This is a genomic window from Providencia sp., assembly GCF_052096715.1.
GTDB lineage: Bacteria > Pseudomonadota > Gammaproteobacteria > Enterobacterales > Enterobacteriaceae > Providencia.
Map to the genome: position 1 here is coordinate 15862 of NZ_JBQDNB010000004.1, position 21874 is coordinate 37735.

The 21874-nt window shown below is 41.4% G+C and carries 19 protein-coding genes; 2 read left to right on the forward strand and 17 right to left on the reverse strand.

Going from position 1 to position 21874, the window contains the following annotated elements; genetic code table 11:
• Position 1 precedes the first annotated feature (1 nt).
• The 12 genes from ubiE to ltnD all read right to left on the reverse strand — a co-directional run bounded on the left by ubiE (position 2) and on the right by ltnD (position 11856).
• Positions 2-757 (reverse strand): bifunctional demethylmenaquinone methyltransferase/2-methoxy-6-polyprenyl-1,4-benzoquinol methylase UbiE, encoded by a 756-nt coding sequence (ubiE, locus tag ACTH6U_RS04520; RefSeq protein ID WP_294104532.1) that lies wholly within the window; start codon positions 755-757, stop codon positions 2-4.
• Positions 758-832: 75 nt separating this feature from the next.
• Positions 833-2188, reverse strand: coding sequence for a DNA recombination protein RmuC (rmuC, locus tag ACTH6U_RS04525; protein ID WP_434720786.1), 1356 nt, complete (start codon positions 2186-2188; stop codon positions 833-835).
• A 107-nt stretch (positions 2189-2295) separates the two neighbouring features.
• Positions 2296-2826: a DedA family protein gene (locus tag ACTH6U_RS04530; protein ID WP_434720787.1), complete on the reverse strand. Its 531-nt coding sequence runs from the start codon at positions 2824-2826 to the stop codon at positions 2296-2298.
• 117 nt (positions 2827-2943) lie between these two features.
• Positions 2944-3726 carry a tyrosine-protein phosphatase gene (locus tag ACTH6U_RS04535; protein WP_294104539.1) on the reverse strand — a complete coding sequence of 261 codons (783 nt, stop codon included), beginning with the start codon at positions 3724-3726 and terminating at the stop codon, positions 2944-2946.
• Between the two features lie 324 nt (positions 3727-4050).
• Positions 4051-4806 carry a uridine phosphorylase gene (udp, locus tag ACTH6U_RS04540; RefSeq protein WP_441831656.1) on the reverse strand — a complete coding sequence of 252 codons (756 nt, stop codon included), beginning with the start codon at positions 4804-4806 and terminating at the stop codon, positions 4051-4053.
• Between the two features lie 261 nt (positions 4807-5067).
• A complete protein-coding gene (locus ACTH6U_RS04545) occupies positions 5068-6444 on the reverse strand; it encodes a GntP family permease (protein ID WP_336431580.1) in 1377 nt (458 codons plus the stop codon).
• A 10-nt stretch (positions 6445-6454) separates the two neighbouring features.
• Entirely contained in the window at positions 6455-7414 is a 960-nt protein-coding gene (gene denD / locus ACTH6U_RS04550) for a D-erythronate dehydrogenase (RefSeq protein ID WP_441831657.1), read from the reverse strand.
• A 55-nt stretch (positions 7415-7469) separates the two neighbouring features.
• Positions 7470-8237, reverse strand: coding sequence for a DeoR/GlpR family DNA-binding transcription regulator (locus ACTH6U_RS04555; RefSeq protein WP_441829990.1), 768 nt, complete (start codon positions 8235-8237; stop codon positions 7470-7472).
• 12 nt (positions 8238-8249) lie between these two features.
• Positions 8250-9029, reverse strand: coding sequence for a 2-oxo-tetronate isomerase (gene otnI / locus ACTH6U_RS04560; RefSeq protein ID WP_441829989.1), 780 nt, complete (start codon positions 9027-9029; stop codon positions 8250-8252).
• A gap of 10 nt (positions 9030-9039) precedes the next feature.
• The gene (gene otnC, locus ACTH6U_RS04565; protein ID WP_441831658.1) at positions 9040-9681 is read right to left on the reverse strand and encodes a 3-oxo-tetronate 4-phosphate decarboxylase; all 642 of its coding nucleotides are present in this window, start codon (positions 9679-9681) and stop codon (positions 9040-9042) included.
• Entirely contained in the window at positions 9674-10951 is a 1278-nt protein-coding gene (gene otnK / locus ACTH6U_RS04570; RefSeq protein WP_441831659.1) for a 3-oxo-tetronate kinase, read from the reverse strand. The genes otnC and otnK overlap by 8 nt, the downstream gene beginning before the upstream one ends.
• Positions 10948-11856 carry an L-threonate dehydrogenase gene (gene ltnD / locus ACTH6U_RS04575; protein WP_434720791.1) on the reverse strand — a complete coding sequence of 303 codons (909 nt, stop codon included), beginning with the start codon at positions 11854-11856 and terminating at the stop codon, positions 10948-10950. The genes otnK and ltnD overlap by 4 nt, the downstream gene beginning before the upstream one ends.
• Before the next feature lie 384 nt (positions 11857-12240).
• Between ltnD and ACTH6U_RS04580 the strand changes: the two genes are divergently transcribed.
• Positions 12241-12630, forward strand: a complete 390-nt coding sequence (locus ACTH6U_RS04580; RefSeq protein WP_441831660.1) for a YidB family protein — start codon at positions 12241-12243, stop codon at positions 12628-12630.
• A 79-nt stretch (positions 12631-12709) separates the two neighbouring features.
• Here the strand turns inward: ACTH6U_RS04580 and metE are convergent, their stop codons facing one another.
• Positions 12710-14983 (reverse strand): 5-methyltetrahydropteroyltriglutamate--homocysteine S-methyltransferase, encoded by a 2274-nt coding sequence (gene metE, locus ACTH6U_RS04585; RefSeq protein ID WP_441831661.1) that lies wholly within the window; start codon positions 14981-14983, stop codon positions 12710-12712.
• A 108-nt stretch (positions 14984-15091) separates the two neighbouring features.
• Between metE and metR the strand changes: the two genes are divergently transcribed.
• Positions 15092-16048 (forward strand): HTH-type transcriptional regulator MetR, encoded by a 957-nt coding sequence (metR, locus tag ACTH6U_RS04590; RefSeq protein WP_294104562.1) that lies wholly within the window; start codon positions 15092-15094, stop codon positions 16046-16048.
• Here the strand turns inward: metR and ACTH6U_RS04595 are convergent.
• The 4 genes from ACTH6U_RS04595 to ACTH6U_RS04610 all read right to left on the reverse strand — a co-directional run bounded on the left by ACTH6U_RS04595 (position 15945) and on the right by ACTH6U_RS04610 (position 21817).
• Complete coding sequence (locus ACTH6U_RS04595) at positions 15945-16832, reverse strand: carboxylate/amino acid/amine transporter (RefSeq protein WP_294104564.1); 888 nt, start codon at positions 16830-16832, stop codon at positions 15945-15947. The two genes, metR and ACTH6U_RS04595, sit on opposite strands and share 104 nt — an antisense overlap.
• A 55-nt stretch (positions 16833-16887) precedes the next feature.
• Positions 16888-18537, reverse strand: coding sequence for a Na+/H+ antiporter (locus ACTH6U_RS04600; RefSeq protein WP_294104566.1), 1650 nt, complete (start codon positions 18535-18537; stop codon positions 16888-16890).
• A 256-nt stretch (positions 18538-18793) separates the two neighbouring features.
• Positions 18794-20140, reverse strand: a complete 1347-nt coding sequence (locus ACTH6U_RS04605; RefSeq protein WP_294104568.1) for an NCS2 family permease — start codon at positions 20138-20140, stop codon at positions 18794-18796.
• A gap of 480 nt (positions 20141-20620) precedes the next feature.
• Positions 20621-21817, reverse strand: coding sequence for an MFS transporter (locus ACTH6U_RS04610; RefSeq protein ID WP_441831662.1), 1197 nt, complete (start codon positions 21815-21817; stop codon positions 20621-20623).
• Positions 21818-21874: the final 57 nt, after the last annotated feature.

Here is a 21874-nt window from a genome sequence, read left to right on the forward strand (position 1 = left end):
CTTAGAATTTAAACCCTTTATGGAGTGCGACAATTCCACCCGTCATATTGTTATAAGAAACTTGCTCCAGCCCTGCATTTTCCATCATGGCTTTCAGTGTTTCTTGGTCGGGATGCATACGAATAGATTCAGCAAGATAACGATAACTTTCGGCATCACTGACAATCGCCTGACCAATACGAGGTAAAATATGGAATGAATAAGCATCATAAGCTTTATTCAAAGGCTCGAGAATCGGTTTGGAAAACTCAAGCACTAATAAACGTCCGCCTGGTTTCAATACTCGATACATTGAACGTAGCGCTTTATCTTTGTCAGTCACATTACGCAGACCAAAAGAAATTGTGATGCAATCAAAATAGTTGTCTGGGAATGGGAGTTCTTCAGCATTAGCTTGAACATAATTAACATTACCCACAATACCTAGGTCACGCAATTTTTCGCGACCCATTTTTAACATGGAATCGTTGATATCAGCCAGAACGACTTCGCCTTTTTCACCCACTAATCGAGAGAATTTGGCAGTCAAGTCACCCGTTCCACCAGCAAGATCAAGAACACGTTGATTACGGCGAACACCACTTGCTTCGATGGTAAAACGTTTCCAAATACGATGAATACCAAAAGACATGAGATCATTCATCAAGTCATATTTTGATGCTACAGAGTGAAAAACATTCGCTACGAGGCCAGCTTTATCATCTTTGCCTACAGTACGGAAACCGAAATCAATGGTTTCTTTAGTTGGTTCAGTCATTTCTTTTATGCCTGCTTATCATTCAATCTTTTATAAGAAGTGTAACAGCCTTTAAGGTAAAACCCTACCAGAAGTCTATGATTGCGCACAATTCGATTGATCTGACTTCTCAACTAATTGTGGCTCGATAGGTTGTTTTATTTCTACCCCTAACGCTTTAAAACTTTCCGCCTGACTGATTAAATTTCCTCGCCCTTGTGCAAGACGTTTCATCGCTGACTGGTAAGTAATATTCGCTTTATCAAGACTGGAGCCTAAAACCTGCATGTCATCTACAAACAAACGCAGCTTATCGTACATTTTCGCTGCTTTTTCTGCTATTTCTTGTGCATTTTGACCTTGGCGTTCATAACGCCATATATTGTTAATTGTGCGCACTGCCACTAACAAAGTAGAAGGGCAAACTAACATGATATTCTGTTTTATACCTTCATCAAGTAATTCGGGCGCCTCTTTTAACGCAAGTAAGTACGCGGGCTCGATGGGGATAAACATGAGCACATAATCCAGCGAACGCACACCCGGCAGTTGATGATAATCCTTTCGACTCAATGAACGCATGTGGTTACGAATTGAGGCGACATGATTTTTAAGCGCCTGTTGCTGCTCATGAGGGTCTTCATTATTAAAATAATGTTCATAAGACACCAGCGACATCTTTGCATCAACAACAACATCTTTGCCTTCAGGCAAGTGAATAATAACATCGGGTTGATAGCGGCTATTATAGCCTGTATTGATACTCACTTGGGTTTCAAATTCACTGCCTTCACGCAAGCCGGAAACTTCCAAGATACGGGTTAAAATTGTTTCTCCCCAATTACCTTGTATTTTATTGTCACCTTTTAGTGCGCGAGTTAAGTTAACTGCCTCTTTGGTCATGAGGTTATTAAGCTGTTGAAGCTGCCTAATTTCATAAGTTAACGTATGACGTTCTTTGGCTTCTTCACCAAAACTTTGTTGAACTTGTTGACGAAAACCATCTAGTTGTTCACGAAATGGAGATAACATCTGTAATAAACTTTTGTGCTGTTGCTCTGAAGCACGTCGTTCATTTTGTTCGAAAATGCGATTAGCTAAATTTTCAAATTGCGTTGTCAGCCGCTGTTCACTATTTTGTAAAATACGCTGTTTTTCTTCATTAGCTAACTGATTTTGCTCAAAACGCGTAATCGCCTCTCTTAATTCAGCTTCTTGCTCACGATTAATATCTCGCTGTGTTCTTAGCTCTTGATCTAGCCGGTCATACTCTTCTTTCCATTGCGCTAAATGAATTATTTTTTCATCACTCACCGCCATCTGACGGTTAGCATTTTGCAGTTCCTGATCTTTTTGCGTTATTTTTTGTGCAATAGAAAACCAAGCAGCCAAGCCGCCAATTAAAATACCGCTTAGAACACCAATAACCGCATACAAAAGAGAGGTATCCACAAGTTAAATCCTTACTTTACAAAGCCTAGTGTAAGGTAATGGGATACTGTATAAGTGTCCAGAGGTAATTTGACTTGCCACCCATATTTTGCGAGCAGCTTCGCAGCTTAACCAAACCAACTTGCAAACCAATGTAAACCTAGGGCTCCCGGAGCAAGGATACCGAATGCCCAAACCATCGCAGAAGTAATATTAGCTAATTGAAAATAACGTTGTGGCATCACACAAATTCCCGCCACTAAAGGAACAACAGCACGGAAAGGACCAAAGAAACGGCCGAAGAATACGCCCCAAATTCCCCAACGATCAAAGAAGCGTTGCCCTTTATCTATCATTTGCGGGTTGCGAGAAATAGGCCACATTTTACGAACATTATCTTTGTAGTGAAAACCGAACCAATATGAAAGCCAATCGCCAAAAAACGCGCCTAATGCCGCCGCTAGCCATAATGGCCAAAATACAATGCCACTTTCACCAATCAGAGCGCCTAGCGCCAATAAAATAACGGTTGCCGGTAACAACAAAGATAAGAAAGCGAGTGATTCACCAAATGCGAGAAAGAAAATGATAGGCAGAGCCCATATTTCATGTTCACGAGTAAAATCTGTCACAACCGTGACTATTTCATTGAGAGTCAAGGAAATCCCCTATCATGAGTTAATTCGTGAGTTCACTATTTAGAGTATGACATTCAAATAAATCAAGCTGCAACGAACGAGTAATAAATGTGGTTTCATTGCAGCTTGAATATATTGCTATTCGAGGAAATGATTTTGCAGCAGGTCACGACCTTTATTATCAAGACCAAAATCTTTTTCTAACCATTTATCGACATTACCATAGTGCGTCTCGATGCTTTTTAACGCAGTCTGTAAGAAATCTTCCCGCACTGAGTAAACATACTCAAATTTCTTCAATATGCTGTCACTCATTCTTTGTGCATGTTCTTCTAATAAAATTTTACGAAATGGTGCAAGCGTTTCGTTAGTCAGTAAATAATCTTCCATTACCGTATCTAAATCTGCGCCGAGTGCAAATAGAACTAACGCTGAGCCCACACCCGTTCTATCTTTACCCACAGCGCAATGCTGTACTATTCCGCCTTTTTCAGGTTGTTTTAGCATATTAACAAGTTGATGATAAGCGGGGTTATTCAATGGCAACAGTTCATATAAACGAAACATGAAAGCTTGGGGATCGAATTGGTCTAAAATCTCTGGCGTGAGCTTGTCTAAGTTTGCACTGACTTCTTTTGCTAATGGATTTGCGGGGGCATGGACATAATGCGCACCATCCCACACTAAATCTGGTTTATCACGAATTTCAGCGTCATCACGATAATCTAAAATTTGAAATAAATTTTGGGATTGTAAAATATGTTGATCTTCTGATGTTAAACGGTCTAAAGCACCTGACCTAAAAAGCTTTCCCGCTTTTATTTTATTACCATTTGATAATTTTTTTCCGCCCAAGTCGCGAAAATTGATCCCGCCCTTTAAAGGGAGAACCGAAGGGTGAAGATAAGGTGTTGTTGACATAATTATCCCTTTTATACCCACCATGCCTCAAGTTACAGGGATGTAGACATCGCTTGAGTTCCTTTATCTGCACATTTTTCTGCATTTATCGGGATAACATGACTTAGCACTTGCCTGCTGCTTGAATGATGTTGGGCTCGAAATATTAATAGTTGTTATAAGACAATAACAGATTGATTGATTAAATGAATAAGAAAACTACCTGCAATTTACAGTAGATTGTAATAAATGATGAACAGAAGTGGTGAACAAAAAAGTAACTAAGCCCACCTACACTGTATTCACAACCGAGCGAAATACGTAAGTGGGCCAGTAAATGCGGAATTACAGTAGGCGGCGAGCGGCTTCAACCACAATGCTAAGTACATTGCCTTCTGTTTTTTTCAATAATGTTTCGTTAGGGATTTCTTGTTGAGTACGGTTAACAATAACACCTGCAACCATACCAGCACGTAAACCTTGGCTTGAACACATGGTTAACAGCGTTGCTGATTCCATTTCATAGTTCATTACGCCCATATCTTGCCACTCTTTCATTGAGCCTCTAAAGTGACGCATTACACGGCCACTGTAGGTATCATAGCGCTCTTGGCCTGGGTAGAAAGTATCTGAAGATGCCGTTACACCAACATGAACTGTCGCGCCTGCGTCTTGCGCGGCAGCATACAGTGCGTTAGTACATGTAAAATCAGCAACAGCAGGATACTCGATCGGGGCAAAATGTTGACTAGCGCCGTCTAAACGTACAGCACCTGTTGTGACTAATACATCACCTACATTGATATTTTCTTGAATTGCACCAGTTGTACCAATACGTAGGAAGGTACGAATACCGAGCTGAGCCAACTCTTCAACTGCGATTGATGTTGATGGGCCACCAATACCGGTTGAGCAGACGATGACAGCCTTGCCATCTAACTCACCACGCCAAGAGGTAAACTCACGTAATGACGCAAGATGTACAGGGTTATCCATTAGACGTGCTATTTTTTCAACACGGTTAGGGTCTCCAGGAACAATCGCAACAGTTGCACCCTGTAAGTCCCTTTTCTTTAAACCTAAGTGGAAAACGTCGGACATATCAAACTCCTTGGCTCAATGACATCATTAAATTGATTAATTCTTACTAATATAGCGATAAACATACACATATTTAGTGACCAATATCTACTTTAATGAATTCACAATCATATTGATTTCATTAAAATGAGATCCGCATCACATTAACGCAGTAATATTGCTATAAGGATGCGTTCAGTATAGTTGAATGTGAATAATAATTGAAAAAAGTGCCAATAAAGGCACTTTTAATTAGTGGCATAAATAAAAAACTATTTACTATCAGAGAATTACATCAAGGATCAGAACGCCAACAAGGCCTATCATCCAAGCGATTGTTGTTGGAATAGACCAAACCATAATCTGTTGTTTAACGTCCTTAATCCCCATCATTCTGTTCACAACCCAATAAAGGCTGTCGTTAAAGTAACCGAAGAACAGAGACCCCATTGTTGCCGCTTGCGCCGCAACCAATAAGTTAATATCAGGTATCTGACTAATGATTGGCGCTGAAATTGATGCAGCGGTGATCATTGCGACAGTACCGGAACCTTGAATTAAACGTACTAACGTCGCGATAATAAAAGGAATTAAAACGGGTGTAATTGGCAAGCTTGCCACATGCCCCGCTAAGATATTACCAGTTCCACTATCACGTAATACCGCCCCTAACGCCCCACCCGCACCGGTGACTAACAAAATGATACCCGCCGCTTGCAAACCTTCTTCCATGCGATCGATAACTTCTTCTTTCGTCGATTTTGGCATCAATGTGTAAACTGAAATCAGCACACTAATAGACAGCGCGATGATAGGCGCACCTAGAAATTCAAATGTTTGAAAGTACCAATTGTCATTCATCCCTAGGAATGTGTCTGTCTTTAGTAATAATCCATTGATAGCATTAATAAAGATCAACAAGATCGGAGTAGCTATTGGCAATAAAGATAAAAATAGGCTTGGTAGCGGTTTATTGGCTTTCTCTTCCATATAACGCGCATGGATATCATGTAAATCACCGCTTTCTAAATCAGCAGGGACAAATTCAGGATATTTAACTGCTAACCATTTTGCATATAAAACGATACCGATAACACAAGGCACAGCCAGTGCCATACCCGCTAAGATCATCGCACCAATATCAACGCCAAAAATACCTGCAACACCCAAAGGACCTGGTGTTGGTGGAACGGAGTGATGCGTTACAACTAACCCACCCGCTAAGGCAACACCAAGCGTTAACAAGTTGCGCTTGCCATTTTTTGCGAGCGCTTTTGCTAATGGATATAAGATAACGAAAGCAGAATCAACAAAGATTGGAATACTGACAATATAGCCGGTAATTGCCAGTGCCCATTCTTCACGTTTGTTACCTAACCATTTAATAAAACTAAATGCTATCCGTTCAGCTGCGCCCGAAACTTCGAGCACCCTTCCCATCATGACCCCAAGCCCGATAACAATACCAATGCTACCGAGTGTTGAACCAAATCCCTTGGTAATAATAGTCACAGTTTCTGCTGCTGTTAAACCACCCGAAATACCAGCAATAGTGGCAGCAATAAGCATGGCTAATAGCGCATGAACACGAGTTCTTAATACTAAAAAAATCAGTACAAAAATGGCTACAGCAAGACCAATAACAGGAATATAGGACATCGTTTATCTCCTACTTGGCGCGGCCGTGATGAGTGATAAACGAATGAATCGCATCACTAAATGAGCCATCGGCACGAAAACCTAAGTTCAATGCACGGCTAATATCGAATTTTCCTGGCCAACTAGCGACAATGCGGTTAATCGCATCATCAGGCTCAAAACGAATAAGATTGACGGTTTCTTGTCCTGCAACATCACGTAATGAATCAATCATTTCCTGCACAGTGACCGTAATACCCGGTAAATTAACAATACGTGATTGACCAAATTTCTCAGCCGGTACATTCACCGCATGAATGAAATTGCTGACTACTGTTTCAGGGCTAGATAGCCATAGCGCAAGATCAGGTGAAACTGGGCAAACACTTTCGATTCCATTTAATGGCTCGCGAATAATACCGCTAGCAAATGATGAAGCCGCTTTATTGGGTACCCCAGGACGAATGCTGATTGTTGGCAAGCGCATGACGCGGCCATCAACGAAACCTTTACGTGAATAGTCGTTAACCATCAATTCACACATAGCTTTTTGTGCGCCATAAGAAGACTGTGGATTAACTACGCACAGGTCGGTGATGACATCCGGTAATTGGCCACCAAATACCGCAAGTGAGCTAGTGAAAATGAATTTTATGGCTGAATTTTTAGCTTTTACGGCTTCCAATAATTGGCGAGTGGATTCAAAATTCACTTTCATGCCTAAATCGAAATCGCTTTCTGCATGGCTACTGACGATTGCCGCTAGGTGAAATATAACGTCTGTTTGCGCATCAATTAGCGTATCTGCAGCGCCTTGTTGCGTTAAATCTAAAGCAACACAACTCACTCTCGAATCTTCAATAGGTGATGTAGGGCATTGAATATCCGCTAAAATAAGCTGTTCGAAATTTAAACCCTGACGATTTTTAAGCAAAGCAGTGGCTAGCTGCTGGCCTAAAAAGCCAGCGCCACCGGTAATAATAACTTTCATTGTAATTCTCCTGAAATAACCTATTGCAGGCTATTCGCTTCTAGGTAAGATGTTTTTATGTTTTGATTAAATGAAGTTTTATGTTTTGTTCTGTTATCCGCTGCACTGCATCACTTGGTAACTGATCATCACAGATAATGTCGTGCAATTGATTCAAAGGGCAAACACGGAACATGCCATATTTGCCAAATTTGCTGCTGTCAGAGACCAACACGCAGCGCCGAGCTACATCGAGTAATGTCTGTTTTATTTGAACTTTTTCTTCATGGGGTGTTGAAACACCATGGAGCAAGTCCCATGAACTGGTACTGATAAAAGCTACATCAACATTGAGTGTTTGCAACATCATAGCGGCGGTATTACCAACGCATGAATGATTGCGTTTATCAACCTGACCACCTGTGTGGTACAAATTGAGTTGTGATTTATTCATCAAATACTGCATGATAGAAAAATCATTTGTCACGATCGTTAAGTTAAAACGTTCACCCAGCACGCGGGCAATCTCAAATGTTGTGGTACCTGCATCGAGATAAACAACTTGCCCATCTTCAACCAACGAATTCGCAAACTGACCTATTTCACGCTTACTACGGTGATGAAGCCGCGCCTTTTCACTCCAAGGTAATTCTTGGCGTAACACGTCATTCAACCGAACACCACCACTAATCCCGACAACCTTCCCTTCCTCTTCTAACATGCGAATATCACGTCGCACCGTCATATGAGATACATTCATTAAATCAACCAGGTCATTAATAGACACAGTTTGGTACTCATGTACGTAACGATAAATAAAATCACGACGCTCTGAAGGGATCATAGGTTCTCCGATTTATGACTGAGCTTGTTTTAACCAGTCCAACCCCGCTTCCGTGCGACCTGCTGGATGATATTCACATCCAAGCCAACCTTCATAACCCATTTCATCTAATTTCTTGAAAATCCATGGAAAGTTAACTTCACCGCTGTCGGGTTCGTGGCGTTCTGGAACTGAAGCAATCTGAATATGACTAAATTTACCCCATAAACGCTCAATTGTTTTCACTAAATCACCTTCCATGATCTGGCAGTGATACAAATCCAATTGAATAAAAACATTTTTGCGATCAATAAGTGGTAATAGCGCTTCAGCTTGTTTTTGTGTTGTCAGAAAATAACCAGGCATATCACGCGTATTGATAGGCTCAATAAGTACTCGAATGCCATGCGGTGCCATCACATCGGCGGCATACTGAATGTTTTTAATAAAACAGGCCTTTTGTTGTTCAGCAGTGAATTTCGTATCCACCTTGCCAGCCATGGCATGAACCTGCTTACATCCTAAGGCATTCGCATATTTCAGGGCGGTGAATACCCCTTGCGCAAATTCATCTTCACGCCCAGGAATTGATGCCATACCACGCTCACCCGCAGTCCAATTTCCCGCAGGCATATTAAATAAGACCTGAGTTAAATGATGTTTTTGTAATTCGAACGCAATCGAATCGGCATCTTCTTCATAAGGAAAAAGATACTCAACCCCACTAAAGCCGGCCTGAGCTGCACGCTCAAAACGTTGTATAAACGGTACTTCGTTAAACATCATGCTGAGATTTGCTGCAAATTTAGCCATCTCTTGCTCCTCATTTCTGTGGATAACGACTTTCGAGCTCTTGAACTTGCTCTTGCGTTAATGTAGTGAAGCCATGTGGCCGCAGCGTGATATATAAACGTGCGGTATCTTCTAGCTCTTCCGCATTGAAAAAAGCTTGCCTGAGTGTTTTACCACCAACCACTGGACCATGATTTGATAACAATACCGCGTTATGATTTGGCGCTAATCGGGCAATTTCTTCACCAATCCGGTCATCCCCTGGGGGTAAATATTCAATCAACGGTAATTTACCCACCCGCATCACATAATAAGGTGTAATCGGAGGTAAACAGTTAGTGCTATCTAACCCCGGCAGGCACGAAAGTGCAGTCAACCAAGGTGAATGTAAATGAACAACAGCTTGGCAATCAGGGCGTTGTAGATACATTGCCATGTGCATCGAAACTTCTTTTGTGGGTTTATCACCACCTATCCAGTTGCCTTGTGTATCTAATTTACTCAATCGATTCGGGTCTAAATCACCAAAGCTTGAGTTTGTTGGCGTGACAATAATGCTGCCATCCGCTAATCGCGCACTAATATTTCCTGCACCACCGCTACTATAACCACGGTTAAACATCGACTTTGCCCAGTCGGCTAATTCTTGGCGCAGCGCCTTTTCATCACTCATTAAACATCTCCTGTGCAAACTGGAAGAAATTCTTCTGACCGAAATTGCCAGATTTCAGTGCCAACCAGTTACCGCTTGCCAAATCTTGAACCCACGGCACTCCCGGTGCAATTGGGGCTCCAATGCTTAACTGCTCAGTTCCTAAGCTCTGCACAACTTTCCCTGAAGTTTCGCCACCAGCAATAATAAAAGTGTTATATCCCTGAGCTTGTAATAATTTCACAACTTCACCAAATACGTTTTCCACTGCCAAACTTGATTGTAATGCGCCATATTTTTGTTGAATTTGCTTTAATAATTCAGGGGGCTGTGTTGCATATAACAACGGTGCCAAGCTCGTCACTTGCTGTTCTTGTACCCATTTAGCTAATGACTGCGCGTAATGAGGATTATCCAAACACTCGCCAACATCTAGTGCTTTCGCTGGCGCAATTTGTTGATAACTTTGAACTTGAGCATTAGTCATAACAGAACAACTACCGGATAAAATGACTGTTTTTCGTCCAACAGCAGCAGGTTTATTACCATGACCGGCATCTTTTCCCCATGGGCTCTGGCTGTCGACATTTGCTAAAGCCGCACCTAAACCTGAACCTCCGGTGAGCAATGGCATGTTTTGAACCGCTTTAGCAATAGGCAATAAGTCATCCATAGTGAGGGCGTCGATTACTGCGTAACTAACACCTTGTAAAGCTAAACTGGTGAGTTGCAAGGTTATGGCATCACAACCTTGCTGAACGTCAGCAAGCTTAATCAATCCTGCTTTACCTCGTGATTGTTTCTCCATAACGCGTAATAAATTCGCATCTGTCATTGGAGTCACAGGGTGGTGCTGCATTCCGCTTTCATTTAAAAGCTGACCATTTACGAATAAGTGACCATGAACTACTGTTCTTCCGTTAACAGGCAATGCAGGGCAAACTAGTGTTAAATCAGTTTTTAAGTACTTCATTAATGCATCAGTCACAGGGCCAATATTGCCTTTTTCAGTCGAATCAAAGGTCGAGCAATATTTAAAGAAAATTTGCTGGCACTGTGCTTGTTGCTTTAACCAATGACATGCATTCATTGAAGCCTGACAAGCTTCATCAGCAGAACAAGACCGACTCTTTAAACTAATAACAATGGCATCAACATCTTGTGGTACAACGGTATTTTCATTAGGTTCATTTAGTAACTGAACCACACGCCAACCGTTTTGTACCATGAAACCTGCAATATCTGTCGCACCAGTAAAATCATCAGCAATTACGCCTAATTTCACAGTCATGTTTTACTCTCCGGTAAAGAAATACCTTTAAAGGTTTTAATCACTGCGCTGTCGTCTTGATGGCCAAAACCTTCATTACTTGCCGCAATAAACATTTGATGAGCGGTAGCAGCGAGTGGTAATGGAAAATTTAGTGCCTTGCCCGTTTCCATCACTAAACCGAGGTCTTTAACAAAAATATCAACCGATGATTTTGGCGTATAATCGCCCTCAAGCACATGCTGCATACGGTTTTCAAACATCCATGAATTACCAGCAGCATGAGTAACAATGTCATACATTACATCGAGCTTAATACCCGCTTTAGCGGCCAGAGCCATGCTTTCTGCGGCAACGGCTATATGAACGCCAGCTAATAATTGATGAATTGTTTTCACCGTCGAACCTAAGCCCACATCATCTCCAATACGGTATAAACGCTCAGAGATTGCATTAAAGACTTTAGTTAGCCGTTCAAATAATTCAGGCGCTCCCGATGCCATTACGGTTAATTTGCCATCGGCAGCTTTAATCGCACCGCCCGATATTGGAGCATCGACAAGTAATAGTTGATAAGCTGCAAGACGTCGGGCTATTTGCTTGGTTTGTTCTGCGGATAATGTGCTGTGCAAAACAATGATCGTTTCTGGTTTAAGAGCTTCAACCAATGGTTTTTCACCATCAAATAAAATCGCGTTAACTTGTCGTCCATTAACTACAACCATTAATACAGCATCGAGCTGTTGTGCGAATTCCACCGCATTTTGCCCGACATCCTTTGCGCCATAATCAAGTAAGGTTTGGCAAGCAGCTTGGTTTAAATCAAATCCATAGGTAGGAATATTATTTTTTATGAGTGACTGAGCGATTCCCATCCCCATAGAACCTAGGCCAATAACGCCAACATTCTTAACGAAATTTCCCATAATGATCCCTGATGTTGTTAATCTTTGTTATTGATGTGAATTTTCACATAACAAATTTAACAAACACATGACGATCATCACATTATAGATAATATAAAAAACGACCAATTAATTTGTAATCAATTGTTTTTATTTATAAATTACATAAATATGAATCATAAAATCATTCACACAATAGTGTGATAAAAAATGTGAAGCACAATGTGCCCGTTTGATTTGTCTACAATCAGGGTAAAATCTCTTCATATAACATTTAGTTAGCAGCGAAAACTTTATTTTGATTGACGCCTCGTTCAAATTGCTGACAATAACCGACTACTTATTTTTTGAAAATGCCCTATTCCATAGAGGTAGTGGCGATAAATTTATCAACAAGGAGTTTCAATGGGTTTGTTCGAACAACTAATAACGATGGTCGCCGGTGATAAAATGCAGCAGTTCCAATCTGTTATTGGATGGATTGAAAAACAAGGTGGTCTTAATGGCGTTATTGATAAGTTTAACCAACAAGGGTTAAATGACGTAATAGCATCATGGATCAGCGAAAATGCGAATTTACCTATCGATGTCAATCAGCTAGTGCAAGTTTTTGGTAATTTAGATATCCAAGAATTGGCTCAGAACGTCGGCCTTGATACGCAAGAAACGACTGAATTAGTTGCGAAATACTTACCAAAACTGGTTGATAAAGCCACGCCAAATGGTGTATTACCCGAAGAGGTTAATCTCGGTTCTGTTGGTATGGATATGCTTAAAGCGAAGCTATTTGGTTAAGTTTATAGACTTTGTTTTTATTGCAGCAAAAAGGCAGGAAATCCCCTGCCTTCTATTGATGATATTTATCGATTGATTGTTATTGTTCGCTGCGTAATTTTTTCGCTGCTTCAACCATGTTCGCGAGCGCTTGGCGGGTTTCTGGCCAGCCACGAGTTTTTAATCCACAATCTGGATTAACCCATAAACGTTCGACAGGAACTCGTTTCTCTGCTTTTCTCAGTAAAGCAACAATCCATTCTACACTCGGTACGTTTGGTGAGTGAATATCATACACACCCGGACCAATTTCATTTGGGTAATGGAAATCTTCAAATGCATCTAGCAAATCCATATCTGAACGTGATGTTTCGATAGTGATCACATCCGCATCTAGTGCAGCAATTGAATTCATGATGTCATTGAACTCGCAATAACACATGTGGGTGTGGATCTGAGTATCATCTTGCGCAATCGCTGCACTTAATTTAAAGGCATCAACTGCCCATTTCAAATAATCTGCCCACTCATCTCTGCGCAATGGTAGCCCTTCACGCAATGCAGGTTCATCAATTTGGATAATCCCGATACCCGCTTTTTGTAAGTCATCCACTTCATCGCGCAATGCTAATGCAATCTGCTTCGCGATAGTTTCACGGCTGACATCTTCGCGAGGGAATGACCAACATAATATTGTCACAGGTCCTGTTAGCATGCCCTTGACTGGTTTTTCTGTTAGAGACTGAGCATATTTGGCCCATTCGACTGTAATCGCTTCTGGACGACTAATATCACCGATAATCACTGGCGGTTTTACACAGCGGGAACCATAGCTTTGTACCCAACCATTTTGTGTAAAAACGTAACCATCAAAGTGCTCACCAAAATACTCAACCATGTCATTACGTTCAGCTTCACCATGCACTAACACATCGATATCAAGTAATTCTTGCTCTTTAATCGCCTGCTTAATATGTTCACTAATATTGGTACGATAATGGGCTTTATCGACATTACCCTTTTTAAAATCAAGACGTAACGTTCTAATTTCGCTCGTTTGAGGGAATGAACCTATGGTTGTTGTTGGCCACAAGGGTAAATTAAAACGAGCGCGTTGACGTTCGGCACGACTTTCATAAGGACTCTTACGCTCAGCATCTACCTCACGAATAGCCGCTAAACGCTGGGTAACCGCTGCATTATTCACACGAGTTGATGTTTTACGAGCACGAATTGGTGCGCTGTATTGTTCAAGTTCAGCAATATGTGTTTCATTTGGTTGATTCAGCGCTTTCGTCAGTAATGCAAGCTCTTCACATTTTTGCAGTGCAAATGCAAACCAGCTTTTCACTTCTGCATCTAAACGTGTCTCATCATTCAAATCTATTGGACTGTGCAATAATGAGCAAGATGAACCAATCCACAATGCACGTTTGCCCAGTAGTGGCTTAACGCGCAAGAATTTTTCACCTAAATCCCCTTTCCACACATTGCGACCGTTGATAATGCCGAGTGATAGCACCCAATCAGCAGGAAGTGACTGATGCAGGGTTTCAATATCATCCGTCCCCGCCACAACATCAACATGTAGACCTTGAACTGGTAGTTGCTTAATTAAATCAAGGTGATGACTAATGCCATCAAAATAAGTAGTCAGTAATAATTTGGTTTTTCCTGACAATGCTTGATATGCGTGTTGATATGCTTGTTGCCATTCAGTCGGTAAATCCAATACCAGTGCTGGCTCATCGATTTGCACCCATTCAATGCCTTTTTGCGCTAAACGCGAAAGCACTTCCTGATACACCGGTAATAATTCATTCAATAACGATAAGCGGTCGAATGCTTCACCTTTAACTTTACCTAGCCAAAGGTAGGTAATTGGGCCGATTAATACAGGTTTTACCTTGTGCCCTAACGCTAACGCTTCGTCTACCTCATCAAATAATTGAGTCCAAGACAGTGAGAATTTTTGCCCTTTTTGAAATTCAGGCACAATGTAATGATAGTTAGTATTAAACCATTTAGTCATTTCGCCTGCTGCCGCAGGTTTACCTGTTGGAGCGCGACCACGCGCCACTCGAAACAGTGTGTCTAAATCAATTGAGCCATCTTCATTTTGATGACGAGGTGGTACGTTGCCCAGTAACAAGCTGGTGGTTAACACTTGATCGTACCAAGCAAAATCACCGACAGGCAGTAGCTCAACGCCAGCATCTTTTTGCTGTTGCCAATGGCGAACACGTAACGCATAACCCGTTTCTAAAAGAGCAGTTTGGTCAATCTTGCCTGCCCAATAATCTTCTTGCGCACGTTTTAGTTCTCTTTTCAGACCGACACGTGGAAAACCAAGTGTATGATTTATAACAGACATATTGACCCCTTAAAATATTTAGCCGTCTAGATGTTTACACATCTATAATCAACAGGTACTGTATAAAGCACAAGCGCAAATTATTCATTGTCACCGTGAAGGTTTCTCATGATCGAATTAAAACATTTAAAAACATTGCAAGCGCTCAGCCAACACGGCTCATTAGCCACTACGGCTACGCATTTGCATCAGACTCAGTCTGCTCTATCGCATCAATTTAGCGATCTTGAACATCGTTTAGGCTTTAAGCTATTTGTTCGTAAAAGCCAGCCATTACGATTTACACCTCAAGGGGAAGTGTTATTACAACTTGCACAACAAGTGCTACCCATGGTGAGGGATGCCATCCGAGTTTGTAATGAACCTGGTGTTTGTGCTTTACGCATCGCGATTGAGTGCCATAGTTGTATTCAGTGGTTAACCCCTGCATTACAACAATTCAGACAAACTTGGCCTCAAGTGAACGTGGAATTTAAATCAGGCGTCACCTTTGACCCTCAACCTGAATTACTTTCAAGAGAGCTAGATTTAGTGATGACATCCGATATCCTTGCAGATCAAGGTCTACACTATACTCCGCTGTTTGATTACGAAGTGAAGTTAGTCGTTTCAAACGAGAGCCCTTTAGCCAAAAAACCGATTATTGAACCTCATGATTTAGCAGATGAAACGTTACTGATTTATCCGGTACAGCGTCATCGTTTTGATGTATGGCGTCATTTTTTACAGCCCGCAGGCGTTTCACCTAATGTAAAAACTGTCGATAATACGTTGATTTTGATTCAGATGGTGGCTGCGAAAATGGGTATTGCCGCATTACCACATTGGGCCGTTGATTCTTTTGAGAAGCAAGGGTTGGTTAAGACGAAAACCTTAGGTAGTGGTTTATGGAGCCGACTATACGCTGCATGTCGGGAAGGAGAACAGCGTCAGCCAGCTATTGAAGCATTTACCCAAACAGCTATTGGGCACGCCGTGGATAATCTTTCTTATGTGAAGCCGGTGAAAGGATCCAATGTCTATGCACCCATAGAGACGCAATTATCAGGCTCGACCCAATGGTAAAACTCAGCCAATCCGGGTGTTGTTGCCAGATAGCAAAGTTAACTAATAAACCAGCTGGAACCATCATGTTATTCATAATAGCAAGGGTTCCGGCATCCACCTTGGTTGCCCCATAATTCCACATGAAATAACCCATACCGGATGCAGCCACACCCAGCCACAACAATACCCCCCACTGCACATTGGTAGTCGGCATCATTGATTTATTACCAAACAGCAGCCAACCAATCAGTGCAACCAATGTTGCGCCAAGATAAAACCATGAAAACGCTTGATGCTGCGGTATTGGATGAATTTCCATTAAGCGCTTGTAACCAACTTGCCCGATAGCAAAAAAGATATTCGCCAACTGCACAAATAATAGACCTAACCAAAACGATTCGCTCAGATGATCATAGCGAATAATGGCGGCGCCAATCACGGCTAAAAGAGAACTAAATAAATAACCTTTACGTAAGGGCTGACGTTCCAATAAGTCATAAATTAAGGTGACATATAACGGTGTGAGAACGGTAAAGAGTAAAAACTCTGCAACAGTAAGGTATTGATAAGCATGAAAAACAAATAGATACATCACGCCAAGCTGACATGCGCCAACGAGCATATACAACATGATGACTTTAGCACTGAAATTGCGCCAACGTAGGAATGGAAGGAAAACCAATGCAGCTAAAGACACGCGAATTAAAACAGAAAACCAGCTATCAACCTGCCCTGCTAAATATTCACCAATTAGGCTAAAAGACGCTGCCCATAGCAGCGTCGTAATGACGAGTAACCACATTTTTTCAATAATCTCTCAAACAATAATTGTTGAGTAGAATACTCGGTTTTTAGTCTTAATGCTCTTTTTCGATCAGCACTGCTTCTAATAAATCGAGATCAATTAACAATGTCTGTAACGTTTCATTGCTTATCTTACGTGTTGCACGTAAGTGATATAATTCACCACGTTCAGCACGCAAAGCGGTTAATCGAAAGCGTCTTTCAAGCTCTTCAATCTGTAAATTACGATCAATTTCATCTTGTCCTGCGGTTCGACGCCGTAAATGGCCCGTTACCCTTGAAGCCACTTCAATAATATCCTCAGAATCGAGTTGCTCCTCAACATCCGCAGACAAACGTTCTTCCATCTTATTTAAGCTCACAATCGCCACTTCTGCCATTGCCGCTTTTGCCATCCGTATTTCATTAATGTCCGCTTCTTTATCGCCGACCTTGAAATTACGCAATAGCAATGGCAGTGCAATAACACCAGCAAAAATGGATAATAAGATCACCCCTGCGGCAATGAATACCAGTTGATAACGCGCAGGGAACGGTGACCCATCAGTTAAAAATAACGGAATGGAGAGCACACCCGCTAAGGTAATTGCGCCTCGAACCCCCGCAAATGAGGCTAAACAAAGCTCACGAAAGGTATAATTAGCGAACTGTAGTGGTTTTTTCTTCAAAAATAAATGGCTGAACTTTTTCATCAACCATAACCAACAAAAACGTAATAGCAACAGAGCAAAATAAATCACAATGACAGCCGTAAAGAGCATCCAAGTTTCAACGCTTGGATCAAGCTCGGCTTGAATAACTGAGGTTTCCCAAATACCCGGCAGCTGTAGCCCTAACATAATGAAGACTAAACCGTTAAAGACAAACTCAAGCATTCCCCAAACACTATCGGCACGCAAACGCATTGCCAATGGCGCATTACGCATCACGCCAGATTTAGTGATAGTCATACCCGCCGCCACTGCGGCTAAAATACCGGAGAAACCAATGTGTTCCGCTATCATATAAGAGGCAAATGGTAACAATAACATGAACACAATTTGCGTTGCAGGATCGTCACCACTCCAACGGCTCATGAGTCGCAATGATTTACTGTACACCCAAGTCACCGCGATACCTGATAACAAACCACCGATTGCAACGATGAAAAATTCAATAGTCACGCCAGAAACGCTAAAGACCATGGTGCCCATTGCGATGGCAACGGCAAATTTTAATGCCACAAGACCTGAAGCGTCATTCATTAACGCCTCTCCCTCAAGAACACTCATCATTCTTTTTGGGATGCGTCCTTTGCCCACAATTGAAGATAATGCCACCGCATCCGTTGGGGATAAAACCGCCGCTAATGCAAATGCCACGACTAATGGAATACCTGGCAGTAACCAATAAATTAAGTAGCCAATTCCCACTACAGTCACTAATACTAAAACGAGTACAAGAATGAAAATCTCACGCCCATTTTGGAAAAACTCACGCGTTGGCGTTTTCCAGCCATCAACGAATAATAACGGCGGAATTAATAACACCATGAAAAGTTCGGGATCAAACGTGACATGCAGCCCGAATTGAGGCCATGCAAGCAAAGCACCGATAGCAATTTGAATTAAAGGCAGAGGGATACGGATAGGGATGACTTTTGTCACCACACCGGAAACAGAGACTGCTAAGATCAAGATAAGAATGGTAAAGAAAATTTCCATGTTGCCCTTACTATTTGACAAAACGACGATAGACTAATTGCCTGCCGCCGCATAGTAAGAGATAGCACCGCTCAGACCCTAATTTTCAGTCAAGCCAGTCACGCGCAGAAAATATGTATTTCCACTTAATTCACTGACCTATGTATATTCTATCCTTAACCCACTCTGTGACGGTGAAATAATTTACACTTTAAGATTAATCGCAACAATACGTTAAAGGGCGACTAATGCCGCCCTTCTATTGATATGAAAATGGCTAAATCGCCAAATCAGCAGCATAAAACGCTACTAAAAGAACGGCAATAACGATAGTTCCAATGTTCAGCTTACGCCATTCACCCGCACATAGGCGACCAATGACCAGTGATGCAAAGCCCAACATAATACCTGTGACGATATTACAAGTCAGAACGATAAATACCGCACAAAGCAGACCTGACATCGAATCGACAAAATCATCAAAATCTAATTTTGAGACGTTACTTAACATTAGCAATCCAACATACATCAGCGCTGGCGCAGTTGCATAAGCAGGGACAAGATAAGAAAGTGGTGATAAGAATAAAATGAAGAGGAATAAAACACCGACGACGACCGCCGTTAAACCTGTACGCCCCCCCGCAGCAGTACCCGCAGCTGATTCAATATACACAGCCGCTGGGGACGCACCGATAACCCCCGCAAAAATGCTACTCACGGAGTCAGCTGTTAATGCTTTACCGCCATCAATAATTTGACCGTCTTTATCGAGCAAATTAGCTTGCCCAGCAACCGCGCGAATAGTACCTGTCGCATCAAATACAGCTGTCATCACAAGCGCTAGTAGGCTCGGAAGTACCATCGGCTGTAAAGCGCCCATGATATCCATGCTAAACATAAGAGAAAGGCCATCTTCACCAAATGAAGGTAACTTAAAGAAACCTTGGTATTTTACTGTAGGATCAAAAATCAAACCGAGGATTGATATCGCGATAATAACCAATAAAACGCCACCCGGTACACGACGTTTTTCTAAACCAAAAATAACTGCCAAGCCCGCTAAAGACATCAACACAGGGAAAGATGTAAATTCACCGAGTGCAACAGGCAGTCCTGCATTTGGATTTTTAATCACTAAGCCAACACCATTAGCCGCAATTAATAATAAAAATAAGCCAATACCGATACCCGTACCATGAGCAATCCCCATTGGCATATTGCGTAAAATCCAACTACGGATGCCCGTGACTGAGATTAAAGTAAACAGACACCCCATTAAAAAGACGGCACCTAGCGCAACAGGGATCGTAATTTGTTGCCCAAGAACTAAGCTAAACGCGGTGAACGCAGTTAATGAAATCGCACAACCAATTGCCATCGGCAAATTAGCCCATAATCCCATCAACAAAGAACCAAAACCCGCCACTAAACAGGTTGCAATAAATACGGCGGTCGGTGGAAAACCAGCCTGCCCTAACATGCCAGGAACCACGATGACAGAATAAACCATCGCTAAAAACGTCGTTAAGCCTGCAATGATTTCGCGACGAACTGATGAGCCTCGCGCTGATATCTTAAAATATGAATCCAATTTACAATTGGATGAAGCCTGTTGGCCTGACATGGCGTACCTCTGCTGTTAGTGTCTAAAATCAATTGATTTAGCGATGTAATTTTTTTCAAAAATACCGAATTCTTTTTCTTAACTAATCGCATTAAGCAGACTTAGCAAACCTTACGTAATCGATTACGTTTTGAAAAAAATTGCATAAATTGAGAAATAATTCCCAATAAAAACAATAACGCAAACGTTTGGCTTTAAAAAAAGAGAACGGGATACTGTGAGGAAAGCAATTATCGTTTGAAAATGGGTCGTTAATCAAGTGTTTTTACGTTTTAGGTTAATACGATTGCTGTATTAATTCTGTCAATTTATTCGAAAAAACACCCAAAAAAGATATTCATAATGTGATTATGATGAGGAATATAACTGTTTTTGCATATGGATTAAATATAAGTTGAGCTGTGGTGCAGTACAAAAATGTGGCTATAGATCTGTAGTTAACGATAAGAGCCCAACTACAGACCTACTGAATAATAAAACTTACTGTGTGGCTTGCACTGTAACTTGAGCGCTATATTTTTCACGAGTAAACCACAAAAATACAGCCGCACCCAATATTAATAATACAGGTAATCCTAAAGGTGAAATAGTTGTCGCTACTCCAGCCAATAAAGGCCCGGAAAGATTACCAAGTCCCCATAACATTGCGGCTGCGGCATTAGCAATAATCAACTCATTGCCTTTAAAATATTGTCCAATTTGCACTAACGCAATCGTATAAATTGCACCTGCTGTCGCGCCTAATACAAATAACAATAACCAAATTAAATAAGTATTAGTGATCACCACGGGTAATAATATGCTTGCCCCCAAGGTCACGACACCACATATTCTATACAGTTTTTCTCGATTCATATGATCAGCAAGCCAGCCAAAAGGCATTTGCATAATTGCGTCACCGGCAAGTATTGCACTTATCATCAATGCTGCAACGGCTTCTGTATGCCCCATTCCCATGCCATAGATAGGAAACATAGACAGAATTGTGCCATCAAAAAAGGCAAAAAAGACAATTCCAGCGCAAATACCCGGGGCAACTTTCACAAATTGAAGGATCGAAAAATGAGATTTACTGGCTGTCTTAGCAATGCGATCGCCTATTTTTTGATCCATCAATAAAAAAAGTGCAACTGAAATAAGGTGAATTAACGTACAAATCAACAGTGGCGATTTATCTTCAACACCGTAATAAGCAATAAAAGAAGGTCCAAGTAACTGACTAACAGTAAAGACCGTCGTATATATCGCTAATATTCGCCCACGTTTGTTTTCAGAAGACAGTTCATTAATCCATGTCTCCCCTAAACAAATCAGTACACCACTCGCTAGACCTGTAATTAAACGTAATGGAAATAATAACCAAAGCGGTAAGGAGCTCAGCAAAGGTAACAAACTAATCGCTGAAATAACGGTCGCAGCCAACATAGCTTTTCGTTTACCGCACCATTGAACAATACGTTGAACCACCGGGGCGATTAAAAACATCCCCAAAGCTGGCGCGGCAGAAATAATACCAATATACAATTCGCCAACACCATAATTATTTAATCTAAGCGCCACCATTGGAATACTTAAGCCAATAACAATACCAATCACGGCGATACTTGTTGTGATTGTAAAAATAGCAAAGGAAGGTGAACGTCGAATATTTTGTAAACGCTGATTATCAGGACTCATTTTGACATTAATCTGCTTACTTGAATAAAAGCAACAGAATTAAACTCCATAAAAACA

Bases quoted from the DNA above. Each gene is read 5' to 3' on its own strand.
- ubiE (WP_294104532.1), bottom strand. From the start codon at position 757: ATGACTGAACCAACTAAAGAAACCATTGATTTCGGTTTCCGTACTGTA.
- ACTH6U_RS04535 (WP_294104539.1), bottom strand. From the start codon at position 3,726: ATGTCAACAACACCTTATCTTCACCCTTCGGTTCTCCCTTTAAAGGGC.
- udp (WP_441831656.1), bottom strand. From the start codon at position 4,806: ATGTCCGACGTTTTCCACTTAGGTTTAAAGAAAAGGGACTTACAGGGT.
- ACTH6U_RS04545 (WP_336431580.1), bottom strand. From the start codon at position 6,444: ATGTCCTATATTCCTGTTATTGGTCTTGCTGTAGCCATTTTTGTACTG.
- denD (WP_441831657.1), bottom strand. From the start codon at position 7,414: ATGAAAGTTATTATTACCGGTGGCGCTGGCTTTTTAGGCCAGCAGCTA.
- ACTH6U_RS04555 (WP_441829990.1), bottom strand. From the start codon at position 8,237: ATGATCCCTTCAGAGCGTCGTGATTTTATTTATCGTTACGTACATGAG.
- otnI (WP_441829989.1), bottom strand. From the start codon at position 9,029: ATGGCTAAATTTGCAGCAAATCTCAGCATGATGTTTAACGAAGTACCG.
- otnC (WP_441831658.1), bottom strand. From the start codon at position 9,681: ATGAGTGATGAAAAGGCGCTGCGCCAAGAATTAGCCGACTGGGCAAAG.
- otnK (WP_441831659.1), bottom strand. From the start codon at position 10,951: ATGACTGTGAAATTAGGCGTAATTGCTGATGATTTTACTGGTGCGACA.
- ltnD (WP_434720791.1), bottom strand. From the start codon at position 11,856: ATGGGAAATTTCGTTAAGAATGTTGGCGTTATTGGCCTAGGTTCTATG.
- ACTH6U_RS04580 (WP_441831660.1), top strand. From the start codon at position 12,241: ATGGGTTTGTTCGAACAACTAATAACGATGGTCGCCGGTGATAAAATG.
- metE (WP_441831661.1), bottom strand. From the start codon at position 14,983: ATGTCTGTTATAAATCATACACTTGGTTTTCCACGTGTCGGTCTGAAA.
- metR (WP_294104562.1), top strand. From the start codon at position 15,092: ATGATCGAATTAAAACATTTAAAAACATTGCAAGCGCTCAGCCAACAC.
- ACTH6U_RS04595 (WP_294104564.1), bottom strand. From the start codon at position 16,832: ATGTGGTTACTCGTCATTACGACGCTGCTATGGGCAGCGTCTTTTAGC.
- ACTH6U_RS04600 (WP_294104566.1), bottom strand. From the start codon at position 18,537: ATGGAAATTTTCTTTACCATTCTTATCTTGATCTTAGCAGTCTCTGTT.
- ACTH6U_RS04605 (WP_294104568.1), bottom strand. From the start codon at position 20,140: ATGTCAGGCCAACAGGCTTCATCCAATTGTAAATTGGATTCATATTTT.
- ACTH6U_RS04610 (WP_441831662.1), bottom strand. From the start codon at position 21,817: ATGAGTCCTGATAATCAGCGTTTACAAAATATTCGACGTTCACCTTCC.